Source organism: Trinickia sp. Z7, assembly GCF_056498045.1.
In genome coordinates this window covers 322,256-345,360 of sequence record NZ_JAUEQW010000005.1, presented here as the reverse complement: position 1 = coordinate 345,360, position 23,105 = coordinate 322,256, and the positions used below count along the sequence as shown (strand labels likewise).

Annotated in this window: 14 protein-coding genes; 10 read left to right on the top strand and 4 right to left on the bottom strand. The window is 63.9% G+C overall.

The features are described from left to right. Window positions 1-72 precede the first annotated feature (72 nt). From QQS38_RS12335 to QQS38_RS12305, 7 genes are all read left to right on the top strand, one after another. On the top strand, window positions 73-975 hold the full coding sequence (locus QQS38_RS12335) for a LysR substrate-binding domain-containing protein (protein WP_479645655.1): 903 nt from the start codon (window positions 73-75) through the stop codon (window positions 973-975). Window positions 976-1,183: 208 nt separating this feature from the next. Next, entirely contained in the window at window positions 1,184-2,461 is a 1,278-nt protein-coding gene (locus tag QQS38_RS12330; RefSeq protein WP_479645654.1) for a dicarboxylate/amino acid:cation symporter, read from the top strand. Then, window positions 2,458-3,942 (top strand): cysteate racemase, encoded by a 1,485-nt coding sequence (cuyB, locus tag QQS38_RS12325; protein ID WP_479645653.1) that lies wholly within the window; start codon window positions 2,458-2,460, stop codon window positions 3,940-3,942. Before QQS38_RS12330 ends, cuyB begins: the two co-directional genes overlap by 4 nt. Window positions 3,943-4,148: 206 nt before the next feature. Next, a complete protein-coding gene (locus QQS38_RS12320; protein WP_479645652.1) occupies window positions 4,149-4,412 on the top strand; it encodes a hypothetical protein in 264 nt (87 codons plus the stop codon). 162 nt (window positions 4,413-4,574) lie between these two features. After that, window positions 4,575-10,643, top strand: coding sequence for an alpha-2-macroglobulin family protein (locus QQS38_RS12315; RefSeq protein WP_479645651.1), 6,069 nt, complete (start codon window positions 4,575-4,577; stop codon window positions 10,641-10,643). 11 nt (window positions 10,644-10,654) lie between these two features. Beyond that, the gene (gene pbpC, locus QQS38_RS12310; protein WP_479645650.1) at window positions 10,655-12,955 is read left to right on the top strand and encodes a penicillin-binding protein 1C; all 2,301 of its coding nucleotides are present in this window, start codon (window positions 10,655-10,657) and stop codon (window positions 12,953-12,955) included. A 200-nt stretch (window positions 12,956-13,155) separates the two neighbouring features. Next, window positions 13,156-13,584, top strand: coding sequence for a VOC family protein (locus tag QQS38_RS12305; RefSeq protein WP_479645649.1), 429 nt, complete (start codon window positions 13,156-13,158; stop codon window positions 13,582-13,584). A gap of 147 nt (window positions 13,585-13,731) precedes the next feature. On the opposite strand, the gene QQS38_RS12300 is transcribed toward QQS38_RS12305, so the two are convergent. Both QQS38_RS12300 and QQS38_RS12295 read right to left on the bottom strand, forming a co-directional pair. Further along, entirely contained in the window at window positions 13,732-14,916 is a 1,185-nt protein-coding gene (locus QQS38_RS12300) for a hypothetical protein (protein WP_479645648.1), read from the bottom strand. Window positions 14,917-15,338: 422 nt separating this feature from the next. Continuing rightward, complete coding sequence (locus QQS38_RS12295; RefSeq protein ID WP_479645647.1) at window positions 15,339-16,616, bottom strand: DUF445 domain-containing protein; 1,278 nt, start codon at window positions 16,614-16,616, stop codon at window positions 15,339-15,341. Window positions 16,617-16,932: 316 nt separating this feature from the next. Here QQS38_RS12295 and QQS38_RS12290 point away from each other — a divergent pair, with 316 nt between their 5' ends. After that, a complete protein-coding gene (locus QQS38_RS12290; RefSeq protein ID WP_479645646.1) occupies window positions 16,933-18,492 on the top strand; it encodes a methyl-accepting chemotaxis protein in 1,560 nt (519 codons plus the stop codon). 67 nt (window positions 18,493-18,559) lie between these two features. On the opposite strand, the gene mnmH is transcribed toward QQS38_RS12290, so the two are convergent. After that, window positions 18,560-19,621 carry a tRNA 2-selenouridine(34) synthase MnmH gene (gene mnmH, locus QQS38_RS12285; protein ID WP_479645645.1) on the bottom strand — a complete coding sequence of 354 codons (1,062 nt, stop codon included), beginning with the start codon at window positions 19,619-19,621 and terminating at the stop codon, window positions 18,560-18,562. A gap of 149 nt (window positions 19,622-19,770) precedes the next feature. On the opposite strand from mnmH, the gene QQS38_RS12280 reads away from it, so the two are divergent. After that, window positions 19,771-20,190, top strand: coding sequence for a secondary thiamine-phosphate synthase enzyme YjbQ (locus QQS38_RS12280; RefSeq protein ID WP_479645644.1), 420 nt, complete (start codon window positions 19,771-19,773; stop codon window positions 20,188-20,190). 74 nt (window positions 20,191-20,264) lie between these two features. Here QQS38_RS12280 and QQS38_RS12275 read toward each other — a convergent pair whose 3' ends face one another. Then, window positions 20,265-21,977: an acid phosphatase gene (locus QQS38_RS12275; RefSeq protein WP_479645643.1), complete on the bottom strand. Its 1,713-nt coding sequence runs from the start codon at window positions 21,975-21,977 to the stop codon at window positions 20,265-20,267. A gap of 409 nt (window positions 21,978-22,386) precedes the next feature. Here QQS38_RS12275 and QQS38_RS12270 point away from each other — a divergent pair, with 409 nt between their 5' ends. Continuing rightward, window positions 22,387-22,962, top strand: coding sequence for a DUF1697 domain-containing protein (locus tag QQS38_RS12270; RefSeq protein WP_479645687.1), 576 nt, complete (start codon window positions 22,387-22,389; stop codon window positions 22,960-22,962). The last annotated feature ends 143 nt before the right edge of the window (window positions 22,963-23,105 follow it).

Here is a 23,105-nt window from a genome sequence, read left to right as displayed (position 1 = left end):
GGCTCGCGCGGGCGTAAAATGCCGCCTTCCGAGAACCTGAGCGGCGCTTGCCGCTGCACGCGCCCGTCGACTATGGAAATCAAGTGGATCGAGGATTTCATCGCGCTCGCACAGTACCAAAGCTTCTCGCGCGCGGCCGAATTCCGGAACGTCACGCAATCGGGATTCAGCAGACGGATCCAATCCCTCGAGCAGTGGGTCGGCGCCGAATTGATCGATCGCAGCAGTTTCCCGCCGGTGCTCACGCCGGCGGGCCGGCTATTTCGGGAAGTTGCCGAAGACCTCCTGCAGAAACTGTTCGACACGCGCGCGGTCATTCGCACCGAGCAGCGCATCTCGGGCAAGAGCTTGCGCATCGCGGCCGGGCATACGATCTCGCTCAATTTCCTGCCCGGGTGGTTGAAGACGCTGACGGCGCACGTCGGTGACGTGCGTGCCCGCGTGATCCCGACCAACGTGCACGACTCGATCTTGATGCTCGTGAACGGCAACTGCGAGCTGATGTTCGCCTATCACCATCCCGAATTGCCCCTGCATTTGGACCCTGTGCGTTACGAGCACCTCACGGTGGGCATCGATACGTTCATGCCGGCCAGCAGGCCCAATGCGCGCTCGGGGCCGCGCTACCGCTTGCCGGGCACGGCCAAGCAACCGCTGCCGCTCATTTCGTACACCGAAACGAGCTACTTCGGCCGATGCTTGGCTTTGCTGCTCGAGCGGGCGGCAGGGGCCGCCGCTTTGCAGCCGCACTACGAATCGGACATGGCGGAGGTACTCAAGAAGCTGGTCATCGAGGGTGAAGGCATCGCGTGGCTGCCCAAGAGCGCGATTGCCGAAGAACTCGCGAGCGGCGTCCTGGTACCCGCGGGGGAGAGCAGTTGGAACCTCGAAGTCGAGTTGCGCGTCTATCGCGACGCATCGAACCGCGGCGAATTTCTCGACGCGCTGTGGCAGCACTTGCGCGCCAGCGCCTAGAGCGCCCACAGGGAGAAAACCCAGGGTTTTCCCGGCTTATGCGGAAACCGCATAGGTCGATGCAGCACCAGCATCGACGCCTTCTTGGCCGTCAATACCATCTGTTCCATCTCATGAGCGGAGCGCCGTCGAGCCAACGACGGCGCTGGACATTTTCGCGTGCGCGGCGCTTCGGCGAGCGCCGGCGCGCAACCCAGGACGGATGACCATGAAGAATCGACTTACGTTGTACATTGCCGCAGGCATGATCCTCGGCGTCGTTGCGGGCTACGTATGCCACGCAAGCGCACCCGACGCCGCCGCGGCCAAAGTCGCAGCGGGATATTTCTCGATCGTGACGGATATCTTTCTGCGGCTGATCAAAATGATCATTTCGCCGCTCGTGTTCGTCACGCTCGTTTCCGGGCTGGCGGGCATGGAGAGCGGCCGCGACGTCGGGCGCATCGGCGTGCGCACGCTCGGCTGGTTCGTCTGCGCTTCGCTGATATCGCTCGCACTCGGGCTACTGTTGGCCAACACGCTGCAGCCCGGCGCGGGCCTGCATCTCGTTGGCGGTGCGAGCGACGGAGCGACGGGCCTCAATACGGCCGCGCTGAACGTCAAAGACGTGGTGACGCACGCGTTTCCCACGAGCTTGCTCGATGCGATGGCGCGCAACGACATCTTGCAGATTCTCGTTTTCTCGCTGTTCTTCGGGCTAGGGCTGGGCGCATTGAAGGAGGATCCGCGAGTGGCCGGTCTCGTGCGGGCGATCGACGGCATGGTGCCCGTCATGCTGCGCCTGACCGACTACGTGATGAGGGCTGCGCCGTTCGGCGTGTTCGGTGCGATCGCTTCGGCCGTCACGCTGCGCGGGCTCGATGTCCTCTATACCTACGGCAAGCTGATCGGCTCGTTCTACTTGGGGCTCGTCATTTTGTGGGCGGTATTGATCGGTGCGGGATATCTGTTCCTCGGCCGCCGGGTGGGCCCGCTACTGAAGCAAGTGCGCGAGCCCGCGCTGCTCGCGTTCTCGACGGCGAGTAGCGAAGCCGCTTATCCGCGTCTTGCCGAGCAGCTCGAGAAGTTCGGCGTGGACAAGAAGGTCGTCGGCTTTGCATTGCCGCTCGGTTACGCGTTCAATCTGGACGGTTCGATGATGTACCAATCGTTCGCGGCGATTTTCATTGCGCAGGCGTTCGGTGTCGACATGCCCCTTTCGCAGCAGATCTTCATGCTGCTCGTGCTGATGCTCAGCAGCAAGGGCATGGCGAGCGTGCCGCGCGGCTCGGTCGTGGTCGTGGCCGCGGTGGCGCCGCTGTTTCATCTGCCCGCGGCGGGGGTGGCTTTGGTCTTGGCGATCGATCAGATTCTCGATATGGGCCGCACGATGACGAACGTGGTCGGCAACAGCGTGGCGACGGCGGTCGTCGCCAAGTGGGAGGCCGCTCGCGAATGCCGCGCCGTCGAGCCGCCGCTCGCGCAAGCGCAGTTCGAAGCCAAATGAAGCGCGATACGATGCGCAGGTTCGGCGTGATCGGCGGGCTGGGCCCACTCGCGAGCGCCGACGTGCTCTTCAAGATGATGAAGGCCGTGCCCGCTGCGACCGGCGCGGCCGACTTCGACGTGATCTTCGAGCAGCACGCGTGGCGCAGCGCCGGGCCTATCGACACCGCCACCTTCGAGCGCAAGCTTTACATATTCGATTTGATGAAGGATTTCGAGAAGCGCGGCGTCACCACGGTCGTGCTGCCGTGCTTTCTGAGTCACACGTTCATCGACGAGCTACGCGCGAATTCTCGATTGGAGGTCGTGGACATCGTGGAAGCGGCACGCAACTGGGTCGAGAGGCGAATGCCGGCGGCAACGCGAATCGGCATACTCGCTTCCGCCTACACGCGCGAAAAGCGACTGTTCGAGCGCTACTTCGCCGCGCCGGGATTCGATGTGGTCCACCCGCGCACGCAAGGCGGCATCGATTGCGTGACGCAAGCCGTCTACGGCGCGGACGGGATCAAAGCGGGGACGCTGCGCGGGCGGCCCGTCGCGCTGCTGCGCCGTGCCTGCGAGGACTTGATCGAACAGGGCGTGGATGTCATCGTGCCCGGGGTGACCGAGATCGCGCTCGTGGCGGAACAGCTCGGCGCGCTCGATGTGCCGATCATCGATTCCAATCTGGCTTACGCGCACCATGTGCTCGATTCGGCAGGCGGCGCCGATCGTCGCGCCTTCAAGGTCGGTGTCGTCGGTGGCGTCGGCCCTGCAGCCACGGTCGACTTCCTGCAAAAGATCGTGCGCAACACGCCCGCGGTGCGCGACCAGGATCACATCAAGCTGTTGGTCGAGCACAATCCGCAAATTCCGGATCGCACCGAACACCTGATCGGCGACGGCGCAGACCCAACGGTTTCGCTATACGCGACATGCAAAAAGCTCGAAGAAGGCGCCGCCGACCTCATCGCCATTCCATGCAATACGGCGCACGCGTTCGTCGATCGGATCCAGCCATACCTTGGCATACCGATCGTCAACATGCTCACGGTGACGGTGCGTCATCTCCTAGCGGCTTATCCGGGGCTGCGCGAAGTTGGCGTGCTGGCCACGTCGGGGACCATCGAGAGCGGCGTCTATCGCGATGCGCTGACCGCCCAAGGCCTGCGACAGGTCATTCCCTCGCGCGAATTGCAGGCGCGTGTCATGCAAGCCATTTACGGCAAGCGTGGCGTCAAAGCGGGGTTTACGACCGGCCAGTGTCAGGAAGACATCGCCGCGGCGATCGACGGACTCGTCGGCGCAGGTGTCGAAGTGATCGTGCTCGGTTGCACGGAATTGCCGCTGCTGCTGCCGGGAAGCGACTATACCGGCAGCCGAGGGACGAGTGTGAGGCTCGTCGACCCGACTGACGTACTGGCGCGGCAGTGCGTCGCACACGCGATGTCGGCGTTGATCGCAAGCGGAGCCGCGAGCGCGCACAGCCCTCCTGCGTAAGCGATCGACTACGCGTATCTTGTTTGCCCGATGCTTTCACACATCGCGCCATGCCGCGGCTATGATTGCGGCTGGATCGCAGATGCCCAATGCCGGCGCTCACCGTTGCGCTGGCTTGTAATTGCGTCCGAATATTACGTACAAATCGCTTTTTTCCCACGGAGCGAGATACGATGCGCCACTTCAGGACTCTTTCCCGAAACCGCATGACTGCTACTGTTTTTGACACACTGGCATACGCTGAACGGCTCGAGGCCGCCGGGTTCGCGCCGGAACAGGCAAAAGGCCAGGCCCATGCGCTGCGCGAGATCATCGACGACCAAATTGCGACGACACACGATATGGCCGCGCTAGACTCGAGTATCTCGGCGAAGCTGGCTGAAATGAAGGCCGACTTGATCAAGTGGTACCTCGGTTCGACCTTCGCTATGACGGCTTTGATCGTTGGTCTCATGAAGTTCATCCGCTAACGAAAGAACAGCAAACGTCGAAGCCGATCTGCGCGGTATCTCGACTCGAAGAATCGCATCTCACTATTCGCGACTCATCGCTTGGTCGCGCTGGAATTGCCATACAACTCAGTTAGAATCGCTCCCAATTCCGAAGAACCGACAAACCTGGGAGCGCGCTTCATGCGACGCGGCACGATAAAACGACAATGCAAAAGGGTTGCCGCGGCGGTCGCGGCGTTGGGGGTGCTCTCGGCCACGACGTGGCAAGCCGAAGCGGCACGTATCACGCGGGTCTCGCCGCAAGGCACGGTGGCGAAGGTGCGCCAGGTCCTCGTGAAGTTCGACGAATCGATGGTGGCGTTCGGTGCCGCCGATCTGCCGGCGCCGGCTTCGATCAAATGCAACGACGCGAAGGCGAGCGCGGGCCAATCGCGCTGGATCGACGATAAAACCTGGGCCTGGGATTTCACCGACGATCTGCCGCCTGGCGTTGCCTGCTCGGTCGAGTTGAAAGATGGCCTGAAATCGGCGGCGGGCGCCGCGTTGACTGGCCCGACACATTACGCGTTCCAAACCGGCGGTCCGTTCGTCCAAAGCATGCGGCCCTCGGGCGGGCAAATCGAGGAGGACCAGGCCTTTGTCGTTACGCTGAACGGGCCCAGCACGGACGCGTCCGCGCGTGAGCACATCTGGTGCGAATCGAGCGCGCTGGGCAATCGTATCCCTGTCAAGAACGTCGATCCCGCGACGCGCACGGCGCTACTCAAGCGCTTCGACTTGCAAAAGCAAGCGTCGCGGGTGCTGACGCTGCAATGTCAGCAAGCGTTGCCGTCGGGCACGAAGGCTCAGCTCGTCTACGGCAAAGGCGTCGCGAGCCCGAGCGGTATCGCCAACGACGTCGAGCGCCGCTTCAATTTCACCGTGCGCGATCCGTTCGCCGCGAGCTTTAGCTGCGAGCGAGAAAACGCCAAGGCGCCTTGCACGCCGTTGCGACCGCTGCGGCTGTCGTTCAACGCGCCCATTGCGCGCGCCGATGCGGAAAAAATCCGCATCGAGGGGCCGGGCGGCGAGATCAAACCCAAGTTCTCCGACGACGACAACGATCCGCAAACCGAGGCGGTGGAATTTGCCGCCCCCTTGCCCGAACGCAGCGCCCTGACGATCGTGCTGCCATCGAATCTGAAGGATGTAAGTGGTCGCGCCCTGTCGAACGCCGATCTGTTCCCGCTGAAGACCGCGACGGCGCCGCTGCCTCCCCTGGCGAAATTTTCGTCCGGCGCCTTCGGCATCATCGAACGATTCGCCGAACCGGGCATGCCTGCACTCGTCCCCGTTACGCTGCGAAACGTCGAAGCCGATTTGCATATCTCCGGTCTGAACGCGGGCGCCGCGCAGTTCACGAAGCTTCGCGTCGATGCGGATTCCGATATTCGCCGGTGGATGCGCAACGTCGACCGGTTCGACGGCTTCACGATGTCGCGAAGTGAGATCGATCGGCAGATGCCGCAACTGCTCGCTCACAATCCGCATCCCGTGATCGTGCGGCAGGCTGGGCAACCGGCCGACGCGAAGCGCGAGGCCAAGGATCCCACGATCGACGTGCGTTCGTTGTCGTTGCTTGCCGGCGCCCAGGGCGTCGAGCGGCTTACCTTGCCCAAGGCAGATCCGAAGACGCTGCGGCCGTTCGAAGTCGTGGGCGTGCCGGTGGACAAGCCCGGCTTCTACGTGATCGAGCTTTCCTCTCCGGCGCTTGGCGCGTCGCTGTTGGGCAAGCAGGCGCCAATGTACGTGCGCACGGCGGTGCTGGTGACGAATCTCGGCGTTCATCTGAAGGTGGGACGTGAGAATGGCGTCGTCTGGGTGACGACGCTCGACAAAGGGCAAAGCGTGCCGAACGCCGAGATCCACGTCAGCGACTGCAACGGCGCCGAGCTTGCATCCGGAAAAACCGACGGGCAGGGCGTATTGACGATTCCCGGGCAACTGAGTTCGCGGGTAGCGTGCAAAGACGACAGCTTCGACGGGTTGTTCGTGTCGGCCCGGGTGGACGATCCGAAGACCGGGCCCGACATGGCGTTCGTGCGCTCCGATTGGGATCGCGGCATAGAAGCGTGGCGCTTCAACGTGCCGACCGATACGAGCCTTGCAAGCACGGTCCGCGCGCACACGGTGTTCGACCGTACGCTGCTGCGCGCGGGCGAGACGGTCTCGATGAAACACTTCATTCGTGTGGAGACGATGCATGGCCTGGGATTTCCGCAGGCTTATCCGACGCGCCTGACGATTCGCCATCTGGGCAGCGGACAAACGTGGCATTTCCCGCTGACATGGGCGGCCGATCATACGGCCGATTCGACGTTTGCGATTCCTGCCGCGGCGAAGTTGGGCGAGTACGACGTTTCGCTGGACGACGGCAAGGCGAATGCGGGTTCGGGCGATGCCAGCGATAAGAGCGACACCGAGACCGACACCGATGCGGCAAACGACTCGCCGGGGCATAGCTACGATTCGGGCAGCTTCCGTGTCGAGGAGTTTCGTCTCCCGGTATTCAAAGGCACGATCGGCGTGCGCGACGAGAAGGCGCATCCGCTCGTGGCCGCGAAGCAGGCGCCGTTGACGTTGCAGATCGACTACACGTCGGGCGGCGGGGCCGCCGGCTTGCCGGTGCAAGTTTCGGTATTGATGAAGACGACCGCCCCTTCGTTTGCCGACACGTTCCCCGACTTTAGCTTCACCCCCTACGTGAAGCCGAAGGAAACCGCTGCCGGTTCGCCCGCGGACGATGCGCAAACGGAGCAACAGGCCGACGACGACACCGCGAAGCTAATCGCCGACAAGGAGCCCGTCACGCTCGATCGCAACGGATCGGGGGCGCTGACGCTGAAGAATTTGCCGCAGATCGATGCGCCGAAGGCGCTTGCGCTCGAAGCGACTTTCGCCGATCCGAACGGCGAGGTGCAGACGATCGGCGGCAATGCGACGCTGTGGCCGTCCGCCGTCGTCGCGGGCGTGAAGTCGGGGCAATGGGTGTCGGTGGGCAACACCGTGCCGGTCAAGGCGCTCGCCGTCGATTTGCAAGGCAAGCCGCGCGCGGGCGTGCCGCTCGAAGTGCGCGGCATCGCGCGCATCACGATTTCGACGCGCAAGCGGATGGTCGGCGGCTTCTATGCCTACGACAATCGCACGGAAACGAAGGACCTCGGCACGCTGTGCAGCGGAAAGAGCGACGAGCACGGCATCATGACCTGCGACGCCAAGCTGAAGGAAGCGGGCAACGTCGATCTCGTGGTGACGGCCAAGGACGGCGACGGCAACGCATCGACGGCGACCACCTCGGTCTGGGTCACACGTGAGGAAGATCTCTGGTTCGGCAACGAAAACACGGATCGGATCGACGTCCTGCCGGAGAAAACATCCTACGAGCCGGGCGAGACGGCGCGCTTCCAGGTGCGTATGCCGTTCCGGTTCGCGACCGCGCTCGTTGCGGTCGAGCGCGAGGGCATCATCGAGACGCATGTGGTCAAGCTCGACGGGAAGGACCCGACCATTTCGCTCAAGGTGGCGCAAGACTGGGGGCCGAATGTCTACGTATCGGTGCTGGCGTTGCGCGGCCGCATTCACGAAGTGCCATGGTATTCGTTCTTCACGTGGGGTTGGAAGGCGCCGCTCGAATGGGTGCATGCGTTTTGGTACGAAGGCCGCCGGTACGAGCCGCCTACGCCGCTCGTGGACCTGTCCAAGCCCGCGTACCGATACGGCTTGGCCGAAATCAAGGTGGGGACGGCGGCGCATAAGCTCGGCGTGACCGTCGTCCCCGATGCAAAAACGTACACCGTGCGCGGCAAGGCGCACGTCAAAGTGCGGGTACAAATGCCCGGGGGTAAGCCTGCCCCCGCGGGCACGCAAGTGGCGATCGCCGCGGTCGACGAGGCGTTGCTCGAATTGATGCCGAACGACAGTTGGGATGTGCTCGATGCGATGCTGCAGCGGCGCGCCTACGGCGTGGAGACGGCCACGGCGCAAATGGAAATCGTGGGGCGAAGGCACTTCGGGCGGAAGGCCGTCCCTGCGGGCGGGGGCGGCGGACACGGCGCGACGCGGGAATTGTTCGACACGCTGTTGCTGTGGAATCCTCGTGTGACGCTGGATGCGCACGGCGAAGCGGCCGTCGAGGTGCCGCTCAACGATGCGCTGACGAGTTTTCGCATCGTCGCGATCGCCGCAGTCGGCGATGGCGCGTTCGGCACCGGCAGTACGTCGATTCGCAGTACGCAGGACTTGCAATTGATCTCCGGCTTACCGCCGCTCGTACGTGAAGGCGATCAATTCCGCGCTCAATTCACGGTCCGCAATACGACGGCGCGTGCGATGAAGGTCATTGTCACGCCCACTGTTCCCGGGCTGTCATTGCAGCCGCAAGCGATCGATCTCGCCGCCGGATCGGCAAGCGAAGTCGCGTGGACGGTCACGCCGCCGGACGGTCTGTCGGACGCGGCGCTTCCCGCATTGACCTGGAGCATCGGTGCTACGGAGCAGGGTGGGCCGCACGCCGCCGATGCGCTTAAGGTGTCGCAGCGCGTGGCCGCGGCAATCCCGGTCACCGTACAGCAGGCCACGCTCACGCAAGTGGACGGGACCTTCACTTTGCCTGTCGCCGCGCCGGCAAACGCAACCGCAACGACGGGCGGGGCGCTGCGCGGCGGCATTGCCGTGTCGCTGCAGCCGAAGCTTTCCGAAGGCCTGCCGGGCGTGCGTCGATGGTTCGAGCGTTATCCCTACGGCTGCTTGGAGCAGCAAAGCTCGCGCGCGCTGGGGCTGGGTGACGTCGCTCAATGGCAGGCCGTCACCGCCAAGATGCCCGTCTACCTCGATCGCGACGGCCTGGCCAATTATTTCCCGCCTGGCGACGACAGCGGCGCGACCGGTAGCACGACGCTGAGCGCCTACCTGCTTGCGGTGACCGACGAAGCGGCCAAGCTCGATCGGCGCTTTGCTTTGCCCGACGATTTGAAGGCCAAGCTCGAAGCCGGTCTGGTCAATTTCGTCGAAGGCAAGATCACTCGCAACGTTTGGGCGCCGCGCAAGGATTTGGATTTGCGCAAGCTCGAAGCGATCGAGGCGCTGTCGCGGTTCGGCGCTGCGCAAGCGAGCATGCTCGATTCGCTCGAGATCGCGCCGAATCAATGGCCGACGTCGGCGGTGATCGACTATTACGCCATCCTGACCCGCGTCAAAGACATCGCTCAACGCGATCAGAAGCTGGCGCAAGCCGAGCAGATCATTCGCGCGCGTTTGACCTACCAGGGTACGCGCTTGACCTTCTCGACGGCCGACAGCGACGACCTTTGGTGGTTGATGACCGGGTCGGAAACGAACGCCGCGCGTACCGCGCTCACGTTCGTCGGTGTGCCCGGATGGAAGGATGAAATGCCCCGCCTGGTAGCGGGTCTGCTCGCACTGCAAAGCCACGGCGCGTGGTCTACGACGACGTCCAATCTGTGGGGCTCCTTGGCCGTGCAAGCGTTCTCGCGCGCCTTCGAGAGCACGCCGGTGACGGGCCAGACGAAGTTGCAGTTGGGTGCCACGGCTAGAACGGTCGACTGGTCGCAGGCCGCGGCTTCCACGGTGAATGCGGCATCGGCGACGGCCGTGACGAAGACGGCCAATACGCGCAGCCAGTGGCTGCCTTGGCCGCCCGATGCACGCACGGCGCCTGCTTCGCTGACGCTTACGCAGCAAGGCACGGGCAAGCCGTGGGCGACGATCGAAAGCCTCGCGGCAGTGGCGCTGAAAGCGCCGTTTGCCGCAGGCTACCGGATCACCAAGACGGTGACCCTCGTCGATCCCGCAGTGAAAGGCGTGTACACGCGTGGCGATGTGTTGCGCGTGCATTTGGACATCGACGCGCAATCGGATATGACCTGGGTCGTCGTCAACGATCCCGTTCCGGCCGGCGCGACGATTCTCGGCTCGGGGCTCGGGCGCGATTCCGAGGCCGCGACCACGGGAGAGAAATCGCAGGATGGCGTGGGACCCGCGTTCGTCGAGCGCGGCTTCGAAGGGTACCGCGCGTACTACGACTATGTGCCCAAAGGCAAATTTTCGATCGAGTACACCGTGCGGTTGAACAATGCGGGCACCTTCGGTTTGCCGCCGACGCGCGTCGAAGCGCTCTATGCGCCGTCGACCTACGGTGTGCTGCCCAATGCGAACGTCGTGGTCCGTATGCCCGCAGCAGCCAAGCCATAGTGAGGGAGCCGATGCAATCGATGCTGGGCGCGCGGCCGCTGTGCGCCGCCGTGCTGTGCTTGTTGGTGGCGGCAGCGCCGTGCGCGCAGGCCGTACCGGCATTCGATCAAGTGCGCACCGGATGGCGCAGCTCCGATTGGCTTCTGCTTGCGCGCGACGGGACGCCGCTGCAGCGAACGCGCATCGATTTGAAAGAGCGGCGCGGCGATTGGGTATCGCTGGCCGACGTTTCGCCGGCGCTGCGCGAGGCGATCGTCGTATCGGAGGACAAACGATTCTACGAGCATAGCGGCGTCGATTGGCGCGGCGCGGCCGCGGCGGCTTGGGCGAATCTGTGGAATACGCGCACCCGCGGCGCTTCCACGGTCACGATGCAATTGACGGGACTCCTAAGCGACGACCCTCAACATTCGGGACAACGGTCGGTTGCGCAGAAGGCGGGGCAGGCAGTCAGCGCGCTTTGGCTCGAACGGTCATGGCGCAAGGACCAAATTCTCGAAGCCTATTTGAACCTCGTGCCGTTTCGCGGCGAAACGATCGGTTTATCGGCGTTGTCGCTCACGCTGTTCGGCAAGGCCCCGTCGGGTCTCGACGAGCGGGAGGCCGCCGTCACCGCTGCGTTGATCCGCGCGCCCAATGCGCCCTACACGGTGGTGAGCGCAAGGGCGTGCCGTATCCTGCGCGATATGAAAGCGCCGTCGCGGTGCGACAACCTGGCGAGCTACGTTCAACTGGCCTTCGCGCGCCCGGCGCCTGCCGTGCTTTCGGTAGCGGCCGAAGCGGACATGCTTGCCCCGCATTTCGCGCGCCGCATTGCGGGCGAAATGCATCCCGCCGCGGGAGCGCGCATCGTAACCACGCTCGACGCGAAGTTGCAACGCTTCGCCACCGACACGCTGAAGCGAACGCTGGCCGAATTGAATGCGCCGGCACACGCGCGCAATGTGCACGACGGCGCGATCGTGGTGCTCGACAACGCGACGGGCGATGTGCTCGCGTGGGTGGGATCGTCGGGCGGGCTGTCCGGGGCGCGCGACGTCGATGCGGTGCTGGCGAACCGTCAAGCCGGCTCGACGCTGAAACCCTTTCTCTATGCGCAGGCGCTCGACGAACGCCGTTTGACGACGGCTTCATTGCTCGACGACGCCCCGCTCGACTTGGCCGCGGGCGGTGGCTTGTATATTCCGCAGAACTACGACAAGGATTTCAAGGGCTGGGTCAGTGCGCGGACGGCGCTCGGTTCTTCGTTGAATGTACCGGCCGTGCGTACGCTCGTGATGGTGACGCCTCACCGCTTCGCCGCGACGTTGCGGGCGTTGGGCTTGCCGTTGACCGAAAGCGGCGACTACTACGGCTTCTCGCTCGCGCTCGGCAGCGCTGACATTACCTTGCTGTCGTTGACGAACGCCTATCGCGCGCTGGCCAACGGCGGCGTGGCCGGCGCTACGCGCGATATGCCAGGCTCTGCGCTGCAAACGGCGGGAAGCGCCGCAGGCTCGAATCGGCCGCATCGCGTATTCAGTGCCGATGCCGCGTACATCATCACGACGGTGCTGTCCGACAACAACGCGAGAACGCGTACCTTCGGGTTCGACAGCCCGCTGGCGACGCGTTTCTTCTCGGCGGTGAAGACCGGCACGAGCAAGGACATGCGCGATAACTGGACGATCGGCTTCACGTCGCGTTACACGGTGGGCGTCTGGGTGGGCAATGCGGACGGCAGCGCGATGTGGGATGTCTCTGGCGTGACCGGGGCGTCGCCCATTTGGGCGGCCGTGACGGGTTACTTGCATCGGCGCGTGCCCAGCACGCCGCCGGCCATGCCCCCCGGTGTCGTCAAAACGCGCATCGCATTCGAAGGAAACATCGAACCGGCGCGCGACGAGTGGTTCCTGAAGGGTTCGGAGGTCAAGACGGTCGGCCTTGCCGCCGACGCCGGCAATGCCGCGCCTCACGGCTTGGCGTCGGACGCACAAAGCGGCGCCCCCCGCATCGGATCGCCGACGGACGGAACCTTGTTCGCGCTGGACCCCGACATCCCGGCCGCCAAACAGCGTATCGTGTTCGAGCGCGTGAGCGGCTCGTCAACGCGCAGCGTTTGGCGTTTGGACGGCAAGCAGCTAGGCCATGCCGAGCGTGTGTTTTGGCCGCCTTGGCCCGGTCGTCATGTGCTGGAGCTCGTGAATGGTCAGGGTGCGAGCGTCGATGCGGTTCATTTCGAGGTGCGCGGTGCAACGGCGCGCGCCGCGACGAACGCCGCGGCGAAACCGGATGCCGCGCCGACCACGATGGGCCATCGCGGCCCGCCATGATCGAGGGCAACGCACCGTATACACCGACTTCGGCGTGAAACGCGCCGACGGCCATCGTCGCAATGATGATCGCGAGGCTCAGGCCGAAGGCGCCGTTGCATTTTGGGGTATCTTTGGGTCGCGGGCCCACGGCTGTTCATGGTAGCGACACTGTGCGCAGTGCGCGGCGTCCCGCCCAGCCTTCAACTCGGAGTGTTCCAATGAGCCTGTCCCCGTTCCACTTGGCGATTCCTGTCCACGATCTGCCCGCCGCACGCGATTTCTACGGACGCGTGTTCGGTCTCGAGGAGGGGCGATCGAGCGCGCGATGGGTCGATTTCAATTTCTTCGGACACCAACTCGTGATTCACGAGCATCCGCGAACGGCGTCGCAGGAGCGGGCGCATACCAATCCCGTCGACGGCCACGATGTGCCCGTGCCGCACTTCGGGGTCGTGCTCGGTTGGAGCGATTGGGACGCCTTGGCGGAGCGCCTGAAATCGGCCGGCGTTCGGTTCGTGATCGAGCCGTACGTCCGGTTTCAAGGGCAGGTGGGGGAGCAAGCGACGATGTTTTTCCTCGATCCGTGCGGTAATGCGCTCGAATTCAAGGCGTTCAAAGATATCGGGCAGTTGTTCGCGAAGGAGTGAGCCGATGCGCTGACTCCGGGGGTGAGTTGGCGCTTCGAACCTGGCGCTGTTTCCACCGAATTTCGCGGGCGTGCGGCGCCCGTCCGCTGCGCCTCGCTATGCGCCGAGCACCTTCCGGCGAAGGTGCTCGGCCGCGAGCGGCGCTATTTACTGCGGCTCATACCACGAGTAAGTCGAGAGCGTGCTCACCGCGGGTGTGCCGATCTGCAACGTGACGTCGCGATGCGAGGTCAACGTGATCGCGCGCAAATCGCCCATGTAACGGCGCGCTTCGCCGTTGTCGTTGATGTAGGCAACGACATTGCCCGTGATGCCCGCAACGTTCGTGCTCGTCAACGGCTCGCCCCAAATGTCGAAGAAATCGCCGAGCGTGAAGTTCTTCACGCTGGGTGCTTCGATATGGATGATGCCGGTCTGGTCGTGCGTGTGCATCTCGTAGTCGCACGAGGACAGAATCCCGATGTTCTTGGGAAGCGCCAGCCTCGTGCCGTTGTTGACGATCGCAAGGTGCGCATGCACGTGGTAGTTGACCGACATGCCCGGTGCGCAGGTCAGCCCGTCGACATCGGCGCCGGTGCCGCCCGAAGGCGTATTGCCGTCCGGCCAGAAGGCCGTGCCCAAGACGCCGCCGTAGCTGAGCGTGATCGGACTCGGGTCGAACGCAGGCGGGTCGCTCCACGTGTAGGTCGGAATTTGCGCGAGCGGCGTGCCGAGCACGATCGTCACTTCGCCGTGCGGCGGCAGCACGAGGCTCGCGAGGTCACCCGTGTACTTAGTGAGCGTGCCGCCGTCGTTGACGTAGACGGTGACCGAAGAGGCCTGCAGTCCTGCCACGTTGGTAGTCGTCAGCGGCTCTCCCCAGATCGAGAAGAACTGGCCGAGCGTGTAAGACGCGCCGCTCGTGGTATCCATGCGGATCTTGCCCGTTTCGTCCACCGTATTGAGCGGATACACGCAGCCTTTGGGCGCAGCGAGCGTGGGCGCCACCGTGCCGATGTTCGCGGGTATGGCAACTTGTGTCCCGTTCATGAAGATGGACAGATGCGTGTAGCTATAGCTACTGCCGGCCACGGCGCAATTGAGCGCGCCGACGGCTTGGCCTTGCCCGCCTGTCGTCGTCGAACCCGCTTGCCAATTCTCCTTGCCAAGCGTGGCGCCGTCGACGACGGCGGTCGCGGCCGCCAAGGTCGGCGAAGAAGAACCGCCGGACGTGCCGCCGCCCGCGCTGCTTCCCGCACCCGGGGAGCCGCCGTCACCGCCGCCTCCACCGCAGCCCGCGAGCGCCAGCACGACGCCCATCGCAATGAAACGTGAACTCAAGTTGTGCAACATGTCGCCTCTGCTTTTGGTAGTCGATGTTGAATTGAATGCATGCCTGCCTTCGATGCAGACATCCTTCGCAGGCCGACGAGACGCAAAAGCGCCGACGGCCGAAGCGAATCGTTTTGTCTGCCTAGTTGGCTGGGTTGCACGACATGTGAAGCCATGACGTGCATGGCGGAACATGTCGGGGCTGCGTGGCTCGCACGAATGCTCGCGCACGAGCCGCATTGCTAGCGTTCCCGGTCTTACGCCGGAACGATTGGTCTCGCCGCACGAATACGCGGTGGATGAGGGTCGGAGCTCGTTTCTATCTATGCGGAGTCAAGCGTAGCCGCGAGGTTTTTATGCAGCAAGGAAAAAAAGTCGAGCGTAAGGGCGCCGCGAACGAGGCGGCGCGGGACGCGGCGTTGAAAAAAATGGAAAAAAATTCGCTAAAACAGCAAGACGTCCATTGCATGGAGCACGAGGCCTACGACGCCGCCGATCAGCGTGCCGTTGATTCGAACGAACTGTAGATCGCGCCCGACTTCGGTTTCAATCTTGTGCGTGACCGTTTCGGCATCCCAGTGCCTGACCGTGTCCGAGATGAGCCGGGCAATCGCGTGGCGCTGTGCGCCGATGATCGCGAGCGTCGTTTCGCGCAGCCAGGTATTCAGGCGCTCGCGCATCACGGCATCGTCCTGCAAACCCGACGCGATGCCCGCGAGGGCTGTTTCGAGGCGTGCCTTGATGTGCGAATCGGGCGATGCGATGTCGCGTGCGATGCTCGCTTTAATGTCGCTCCAGATGGACGTCAGGTAGTCCTTCAGGCCCGGGTGATCCAGCAAGCGCTCTTTTAGGGCCTCCCATTTCGCGAGGTAATCGGGCGAGGTTTTCAATTCGGTCACGAATTGACGGATTGCATCGTCAAAGCCCCGCCGCCATGCGTGATCGGGATTTTCGCTGAGGTCTTTCAGCGTCTCGTCGACGACCGCGATCAGATTGTCGGAAACTTTTTCGTCGATCGACAGCTTCTTCCACAGCCACGCGGTGCTCTCGCGCACGCGCTGCCGAATCAGTGGCTTGTGTTCCTCGAACAGTAGCGTCAATTGCCGCAGAAGTTCGGTCACCACGGCCTGATGGCGATTGTCTTGCAGCAGCGTTTGCGCGATCGTGCCGACGAGGAGCGGTGTGTCGGCTTCGCGCACGCGCCGCGACAGATTCGCGTGAAGGAAGCGCCGAACCTCCTCGTCGTCGACGGTGGCGAGCAGGCGCGGAAGGACATCGAGCGTCCATTGCGCGATCTGGCGCTGCCGCGCCGGCTCCGACAACCACCGGGCGAATTGCGAGGTGAAGTCGATCCGTTCGAGCTTGGCGGCGATGAGCTCGGGCGCGAGGAAGTTGGTCTCGACGAACTTCGCCAAGTTTTCGCCGATGCGGTCCTTGTTGCGCGGAATGATTGCCGTATGCGGCAGAGGCAGCCCCAAGGGCTGCCGGAACAGTGCCGTGACGGCAAACCAATCGGCGATGCCGCCTACCATGGCCGCTTCCGCTAGAGCCCGCACGTAGCCGAGCACAGGGTGGGCGCTCTCGTAGGCCCTGGCCAGCAGGTACACGCAGGCCATCGCGCCCAACAGTGCGGTCGCGAGGTGCTTCATGCGCGCGTAGGCTCGCGTTTTACTGCTCGCGTGCAGTGTCCCATCCCCCAATGACGACGGTGTTTGTTCCATCGGCTGATCCTCGGCATTTTACTTAAGCAACCGGCGCTCGACGCCCGAAACCGCAAGGCTACCCGATCTCGCGCGTCAGTCGCGCAAGGTGTCCCAGGGCGCAGGCTGCCGTGCGACCGATCGGTCCATGTGATACGTACTCAATCATCTGATGTTTTAGGGTTATCCCCGCATCGCCGACAAATATGTCGCACTACGGACAACCCGCCCTCTAGAACTGCCGCGTCGCGCCGTTAAACAATTGGGAACCATATTTGGTTGAGATGCCGACCGCGCCCGCCTAGAGCGCGTGAAGCTGATTGCTTGAGAGGGAAGTGTGGATCGGTTAACGCTTGGGAAGAAATTGGGACTGGCTTTGCTCGTGATGTGGCTCGGCCTGTTGTTTTTCGCCGCCTTCGCGGCCTTTCAAACGCGCGAAACGATGTTGGCGGGGCGCCAAGCGGCAGTGCGCAATATCGTGGAGGCCGGAGCCGGCGTTGTCGCGCAGTTTCAGCAAATGGCCGAACGGCATGAAATCTCCGAGGACGAAGCCAAGCATCGCGCGATGACGCGGCTCGCCGCGATGCGCTATCCCGGCAACGGCTACCTCTTCGTCACCGACGCAAACTGCGTCGTGATCATGCATCCGGTCCTGCCCGACCTCGTGAACAAGGATCAAAGCAAGTACAAAGACGTGAACGGCAAGTACCTGTTCGTCGAATTGGTGAAGGTGGCGCGGGCGGAAGGGCAGGGCTTCGTCGACTACATGGCGCGGCTGCCCGGCAAATCGACCGAAGTGCCGAAGATTTCCTACGTCAAGCGTTTCGAGCCATGGGATTGGTACATTGCTTCGGGCGTTTATATCAACGATATCAATGCAGCATTCCGCACCCGTTTGATCGGGTACTTGCTGACGATGCTCGCCATCGGCAGTCTCAGCTCTTTCGCGCTTTTCGTCATCATTCGCAACGTCCAACGCAGCTTGGGCGGCGAGCCCGCTTATGCAGCGGCGGTCGCCGAATCGATTGCGGGCGGCGATTTGACGAACGACGTCGAAGTGCGCGAAGGCGATCGCGGCAGCATGGTGCTCGCGATGCAGCGCATGCAGCATCGTTTGGCGGAAACGATGCAACGCATCCATGTCGGCACCGAGACGATCAAGGACGCCGCGCAGCAAATCGCCGCCGGCAATATGGATCTGTCCTCACGCACCGAGCAACAGGCCGCGTCGCTCGGCGAGACGGCGGCGAGCATGGAACAGCTCACCGCGACGGTCAAGCAGAATGCGGACAATGCGCGCCAGGCCAATCAGATGGCGGCCGACACTTCGCGCATCGCAGGCGAGGGCGGAGAAGCCGTGCAGCAGGTCGTGACGACGATGCAAAGCATTGCGACCAGCTCGGTGCGCGTGGTCGACATCATTTCCGTCATCGAAGGCATCGCGTTTCAAACCAACATTCTCGCGTTGAACGCAGCCGTCGAAGCGGCGCGCGCCGGCGAGCAGGGGCGCGGCTTTGCCGTCGTGGCAGGGGAGGTGCGCAATTTGGCGCGTCGCAGCTCCGACGCGGCCAAGGAAATCAAGGCGCTCATCGAGGAATCGGTCGGCAGCGTCGAGAACGGCAAGACGTTGGTCGAAAGCGCGGGTAGCAAGATGGATTCGCTCGTGCATTCGGTCAAGCGCGTGACCGATATCATCAGCGAGATCTCCGCGGCATCGGAGGAACAAAGCCGCGGCATCGAGCAAGTGAACATCGCGATCGCACAGATGGACCAAACCACGCAGCAAAACGCGGCGATGGTCGAACAAGCCGCGGGGGCGGCGCAATCGATGCAGGAGCAAGCGAGTCTGCTTGCCGATGTCGTCAGCACCTTCCGCGTGCGCGGCACGGCGCGCTAAGACGCGCTCGGCGCGTGCGAGCCGCAGCCTTGCCTGCATGATGCGTGCCCCGCATTCGGGCGGCGGCTCAGGCCGGGCGGGGCAGTCGTAGCAAGTCGAGCAGCGCCTGCGCCTGTTCGTCGATGTCGGCGTCGTTGGGCCGCAGCACGAATTGCGTGGCCCGCGCTAGCTCGGCGAAATGTCCCGTGCTGCTGCGAGCATAAGCCGGGTCGTAGTGAAGTTCGATCAGTTCGCCGAACAGGGTGGCGCGCTCGCCCTCGTCGACGAGACGGCACCAGCGCTCCACTCGCTCGCGGCTATGCAAGCCGATCAACTTTCTCAATTGCCCCTTGAACGCGTCGGGCGTGTCGAACAGATGCGCGTAATCGTCGAGCAAGAACGCGATGCGTTCGTCCCGGTGAGCCTGCACGGCGACGCAGGGCGAGCGGTGCATGGCCCCGAGCAACGCGTCGGGCAGCTTGACGCGGCCAATCGCGCGGCTCTCCGCTTCGACGAAGACGGGCCGGTCGGGCGAGAAGTGGCGTAACGTCGCAGCCAGCGCCGTGTCGAAGGCTTTTTGCGAAGGCTGCGCTTCCCCTTTGACTGCGCCGAGCAGCGAGCCTCGGTGCGCGGCCAACCGTTCGAGATCCAGCGCCTGTGCGCCTGCGCGTTCGAGCGCGCCGAGCAGGCGCGTCTTACCGCTGCCGGTCGCACCCGTCAGCACGATGTATTGCAATCGCTGCGGCAACGTCGCCAATTCGTCGATCACGGTGCGTCGATACGTCTTGTAGCCGCCGTCGAGCCGCCGTGCCTGCCAGCCCATCAAATTGAGCCAGACGGCCAATGACTCGGAGCGCTTTCCCCCACGCCAACAATAGACGAGCGGCCGCCACCCGCGCGGACGATCGGCGAAGGTCGTTTCCAGATGGCGCGCAATGTTGCGCGCGACCATCGCCGCGCCGATGCGTGTGGCTTCGAATGCCGACGATTGGACGTAGAGCGTGCCGACCACGACGCGTTCCTCATTGGTCAACACGGGGGCATTGATGGCGCCGGGGATGTGGTCTTCCGCGAATTCGAGCGGCGTGCGCACGTCGACGATTTCGGTGAAATCGGCCACGTGATCGAGGGTGACGCTGAGGTCTTTCAAGGGCGGAAAAATCGAGAGAGAATCTGGCGGCGATTATGACATGGCGCGCTCGCGGGTCCCTTGAACGTCCGAACCGCACCGTGCACGGCCTATGCTTATTGCTTTTGGAGCGCCGAACCGGCGCCCATCGTACGAGAGAGGAAGAACCGATGCGTCAGGCGCTGGAACATCTGCGAATCGACGTGCGCGGACGCGGGCTCGTCGAAATCACGGCCCAAGTGCACGAGTGCGTTGCGCGCCATTCGATCGAAACGGGCTTGCTGACGCTGTTTTGCCGGCATACCTCCGCTTCGTTGCTGATTCAGGAAAACGCTGACCCTTCGGTGCGGCGCGACCTGGAACGCTATTTCGCCACGATCGCGCCGGAGGATCCGCAACGTTACGAACACGATACGGAAGGCCCGGACGACATGCCCGCGCACCTGCGCACGGCATTGACGCAAGTGCAGTTGTCGATCCCGATCGAGCATGCCGCGCTGGTGCTGGGCACGTGGCAGGGCATCTACCTGTTCGAACATCGCCATCGAGCCCACCGGCGCGACATCGTGGTGCACGTGATCGGCGAATGAGTCGCTCGAGCATCATGCTCGATCGCGTGCGCGCGGGAGCGGCCGGCGCGCGCTGCGCCGGCTCGGTTTTGCGCTCAGCCTAAGTCGAGGGCTTGCGTCAGGTCGCCCGGCGGGTTTTCGCCTCTTGCGGCGAAGGCCCGGTCGCGGCTTGCCACGCCGTCGAGCGGCGCGAGACCGTGGACGCGATCGATGAAGCGCAGGATCGAGTTCGTGTCGTAAAAGGTGTGGTCGACGACGCCCTTCTTCGCGAACGGCGCGATGACGAGCGCGGGAACGCGCGACCCCGGCCCCCAGCGATCGCCCTTGGGCGGAGCGACCGGATCCCACCAGCCGCCGTTTTCGTCGTGCGTCATGATGACGACCGTCTCGGCCCACTGCGGCCCCATGCGAATACGATCGATGACATGCGCGATGTGCCGGTCGCCCGATTCGATGTCGGCGTACCCCGCGTGCATGTTCAGATCGCCTTGGGGCTTGTAGAAGGTCACTGCGGGCAGCCGGCCTGCGTCGATGTCGGCGATGAACCGGTTCGTCGATGCGTCGTTACCGATGCCGGCGTCGCGTAGATGCCGTTCACGGGCGGCCGTGCCCGGGGCATAGTTCGCGAAGTAATTGAACGGTTGATGGTGGTATTGGAAGTCGGGCGACATGCCCGTGTCGCGGTGCTCGAGCGCGTATTGCCAACCGCCGCTGTACCATGCCCAGTCGATGCCCTTAGCCGAGAGGCGGTCGCCGATCGTCGCGTACGTTTGCGGCGGCATGACGCGCGGGTTCGCGGGGTCGGCCAGCGCCGCATCGCCGCCCGGCGCCGGGGCGACGTAGCTGGGCTGATACGGCGGCGCCATGGTGTTGACGGCATAACCGTCGGGCGTGAACGCGCCGTCGCGCACGAACTTGGGCGGGCCGCCGAGCGCGGACGCTTCGCTATCGGGCGCAAGCTTGAGCCGTGTGCCCAGCGGATCGTCCCCTTCGAGCACCGACACTAGATGTCTGGCTGGACTCGCCGCGATGTTCGGATAGAACGGCGCCTGCGCGGAAATCAAGAAGATGTGGTTCAGCCACGAGCCGCCGAATGCGGCCATGAAGAAGTTGTCGCATAGCGTGTATTGCTGAGCGAGATTCCAGAGGCGAAGCGATTGTGCCGAATTGCGGTAATGCCCCATGGCGAGCGCGCCCGAATCGGCCCACGCAACGAATTGATCGTTGCGGCCGCCGTTGATTTGCATTTGGTTTTGATAGAAGCGATGCCACAGGTCGCGTGTGATGACGCCGTTGGGCAGCGGCCGGCCGCGCGTATCGGAAACGAGAAACGGCCGGTTCGGCAAGCCCGTGATGTCGTCTTCGCCGATGAGATAACGGGTCGTGCCGACTTGCTGCGCCTGCGGCACGAGACCGCCCCAAATTTTCGGCAGGTGGGGCAGCACGGTCTTGCCGTCGCGGTCCAACTGCGGGGGGGCGCCGGACGCCGCCTCAGCGAGCGGGTATTGCACGCCCGGGAAGTCGCCGTAAAGATTCGCGAAGCTACGGTTTTCCGCATAGATGACGACGATGTGGCGCACGTGCGCACGCAATGCTTTATCGAACTGCGCATCGGCCGCGGGATGCGCGATCGCTCTGTCGTGCGGCGGCACGCCGCCGGTCGATGTCGCGCAGGCGGGAAGCGCGAGTCCCATGCCGACGGCGGCCAGGCCGCCAAGCACGCGGCGCCGCTCGGGGTTGTCCGGTTGGTCGCCATGGCGATCGTGCGGCGCTTCGGTTGACGTGACGTTCGGCGTTTCGTTCTTCATCGGCAGATCTCCGTCGGGTGCCGTGAGTTGGCGCGCGCGGGTGCGTGCGCGCAGGCGGTTGGCCGCCGGGCGGGCCGAGCGCGGCGGCTACGTCGATACGCGCGACATGGTACCTCGGCTCCGGCGCCGGGCGATGGTTTTCGATCCTATGCAGGTCGAGGGGGCGGCGGCGCAGGGGGCGGGCGCAACCGACCTTTGCGGTACGTTGTCCGTGGCCGAACGCTGCGTCCATCCACGTGTATGCCCAAGCCGATGGCGCTTGTCTCGGCGCATCGCCGTTCGAGTGGGATGACGCATTGATCGATGCGTTTGCGCTATGCTGTGCCGCGACCGGATCCACTAGGCTCTCGAGCAGCCGCGCTGCGCCATACGCGATTTCGTATCGAGCGCAGTCATGCCGTCGGGCGGCGTGCGCTCGGGCTGCCTCCCTGTTCAGCTTCCTAAAGGACATCGCCCCGTGCGTCGATATGTTGCCTTTCTCCGCGGCGTCAGCCCCATGAATGCGAAGATGGCCGAATTGAAACGGGCGTTCGAAGGCGCGGGTTTCGATGCGGTGAAAACGGTGCGCTCGAGCGGCAACGTCGTGTTCCAGACGCGCGCGACATCGATCGGGGCGATCGAGCGCAAAGCGGAAGCAGCGATGCAGTCCCACTTGCCGCGCAGCTTTTTGACGATCGTGCGCAGCACCGACGAGTTGCAAGGGATGCTCGATACCGATCCCTACGCCCAATTCGACGTGCCGGCCGGTGCAAAGCGCATCGTGACGTTCTTTCGCGACCCCGCGCGGCACGAGGTGTCGTTACCGCTCGCTCTGAACGACGTCAGCGTTTTTTCGGCCTGCGAACATCACGCGTTCGCCGCTTACGTGCCGAGTCCCACCGCTCCGACATCGTTGGGGCTGCTCGAGAAAACGTTCGGCAAGGACGTCACGACCCGAACCTGGGACACGATTCGCAAGTGCGTCGCGGCTTCGATGCGAGCGTGACCGCAGGGCGACAGGGCGCCTTGCGCGTAGGCCTGTGCGCTTGGCGCCGGGGTGGGCCGCGGCCCGCGCGATGCTACCGATGCCAATGAGCTGGATAAGCGTCCCTTAAGGCTATCCGGAGATAATGCGACGCATTCGCATGC